Source organism: Nonomuraea sp. NPDC003754, assembly GCF_053605785.1.
Genome location: NZ_JBSGJX010000112.1, coordinates 1 through 2,790, shown reverse-complemented (window position 1 = coordinate 2,790; position 2,790 = coordinate 1). Strand labels below are relative to the sequence as shown.

1 protein-coding gene is annotated in these 2,790 nt (G+C 65.6%); it reads left to right on the top strand.

Annotated features, from left to right (window positions below):
* Window positions 1-15: 15 nt before the first annotated feature.
* Window positions 16-2,790: DNA-directed RNA polymerase subunit beta (gene rpoB, locus ACWEVS_RS46120; RefSeq protein WP_452557580.1), on the top strand; the 2,775-nt coding region annotated here is incomplete at its 3' end.

Genomic DNA, 2,790 nt, shown 5'->3' with positions numbered 1-2,790 from the left:
TCGGAAGGACATCTGTTGGCAGCCTCGCGCAACGCCTCCGCCGTACCCGCCGGTCCCCGTCGCGTTTCCTTTTCGCGCATCCAGGAGCCCCTCGAAGTTCCTGACCTCCTCGCTCTGCAGACCGAGTCTTTCGACTGGCTGCTCGGCAACGAGAAGTGGAAGGCCCGGGTAGAGGCGGCTCGCCAGGCCGGGCGCAAGGACGTCCCGACCCAGTCGGGCCTCGAAGAGATCTTTGAAGAGATCAGTCCGATCGAGGACTTCTCGGGGACCATGTCCTTGTCGTTCCGCGACCACCGGTTCGAGCCGCCCAAGTACTCAGTCGATGAGTGCAAAGACAAGGACATGACCTTCTCCGCCCCGATGTTCGTGACGGCGGAGTTCATCAATAACACCACTGGTGAGATCAAGAGCCAGACGGTGTTCATGGGCGACTTCCCGCTCATGACGCCGAAGGGCACCTTCATCATCAACGGCACCGAGCGTGTCGTGGTCTCGCAGCTGGTCCGCTCCCCGGGTGTCTACTTCGACCGCAGCGTCGACAAGACCTCCGACAAGGACCTGTACGGCTGCCGGGTCATCCCCTCCAGGGGGGCATGGCTCGAGTTCGAGATCGACAAGCGTGACAGCGTCGGTGTCCGCATCGACCGCAAGCGCAAGCAGGCCGTCACCGTGCTTCTCAAGGCGCTGGGATGGACCAACGAACAGATCCTCGAGCGTTTCGGCCAGTACGAGTCGATGCGCGCCACCCTGGAGAAGGACCACACGGCCGGCCAGGACGACGCGCTGCTCGACATCTACCGCAAGCTGCGTCCGGGTGAGCCGCCGACCAAGGAGTCGGCGCAGACCCTGCTGGAGAACCTCTACTTCAACCCGAAGCGGTACGACCTGGCGAAGGTCGGTCGTTACAAGATCAACAAGAAGCTCGGGATCGACGCGGAGATCACCCAGGGGACGCTGACCGAGGACGACATCGTCGCCACCATCGAGTACATCGTCAGGCTGCACGCCGGCGAGGAGTCGATGCCGGGCGCCGAGGGTCGCGAGGTCATCGTCGAGACCGACGACATCGACCACTTCGGCAACCGCCGTCTGCGCAGTGTGGGCGAGCTCATCCAGAACCAGGTCCGCCTGGGCCTGGCCCGCATGGAGCGCGTCGTCCGCGAGCGCATGACCACGCAGGACGTCGAGGCCATCACGCCGCAGACCCTGATCAACATCCGCCCGGTCGTGGCGTCGATCAAGGAGTTCTTCGGCACCTCGCAGCTGTCGCAGTTCATGGACCAGACCAACCCGCTGGCCGGCCTGACGCACAAGCGGCGTCTGTCCGCGCTGGGTCCCGGTGGTCTGTCGCGTGAGCGCGCCGGCTTCGAGGTCCGCGACGTGCACCCGTCCCACTACGGCCGGATGTGCCCGATCGAGACGCCGGAAGGCCCCAACATCGGTCTGATCGGCTCGCTGGCCTCCTTCGGCCGCATCAACGCCTTCGGCTTCGTCGAGACTCCTTACCGCAAGGTCGTCGACGGCAAGGTGACCGACCAGATCGACTACCTGACCGCCGACGAGGAAGACCGTTACGTCAAGGCGCAGGCCAACACCACCCTCAACCCGGACGGTTCGTTCGCCGAGCCCCGCGTCCTGGTTCGCACCAAGGGTGGTGAGACCGAGCTCGCCCGTGCCGAGGAGGTCGACTACATCGACGTGTCGCCGCGCCAGATGGTGTCGGTGGCCACCGCGATGATCCCCTTCCTCGAGCACGACGACGCCAACCGCGCGCTCATGGGCTCCAACATGCAGAGGCAGTCCGTGCCGCTGCTGAAGAGCGAGTCGCCGCTGGTCGGCACCGGCATGGAGTACCGTGCCGCGACCGACGCCGGCGACGTCATCAGCGCCGAGAAGGCCGGCGTGGTCGAGGAGGTCTCCGCCGACTACGTCACGGTCATGAACGACGACGGCACCCGCACCACCTACCGGGTCGCCAAGTTCAAGCGTTCCAACCAGGGCACCTCGTTCAACCAGAAGCCCATCGTCGCCGAGGGCGACCGGGTCGAGGTCAACCAGGTCATCGCCGACGGTCCCTGCACCGACAACGGCGAGATGGCGCTGGGCAAGAACCTGCTGGTGGCGTTCATGCCGTGGGAGGGTCACAACTACGAAGACGCGATCATCCTGTCCCAGCGGCTGGTCCAGGACGACGTCCTGTCCTCGATCCACATCGAGGAGCACGAGGTCGACGCCCGTGACACCAAGCTGGGTCCCGAGGAGATCACCAGGGACATCCCCAACGTCTCCGAGGAGGTCCTGGCCGACCTCGACGAGCGCGGCATCATCCGCATCGGCGCCGAGGTCGTTCCCGGTGACATCCTGGTCGGCAAGGTCACCCCGAAGGGTGAGACCGAGCTGACGCCGGAGGAGCGGCTGCTGCGCGCGATCTTCGGTGAGAAGGCACGCGAGGTCCGTGACACCTCGCTGAAGGTGCCGCACGGTGAGTCCGGCAAGGTCATCGGCGTGCGGGTGTTCTCCCGCGAGGAGGGCGACGAGCTTCCTCCGGGTGTCAACGAGCTGGTCCGCGTCTACGTGGCCCAGAAGCGCAAGATCACCGATGGTGACAAGCTCGCCGGCCGTCACGGCAACAAGGGCGTCATCTCCAAGATCCTGCCCGTCGAGGACATGCCGTTCCTCGAGGACGGCACTCCCGTCGACATCATCCTCAACCCGCTGGGCGTGCCCGGCCGCATGAACGTCGGCCAGGTCCTGGAGACCCACCTCGGGTGGATCGCCGCCAGAGGCTGG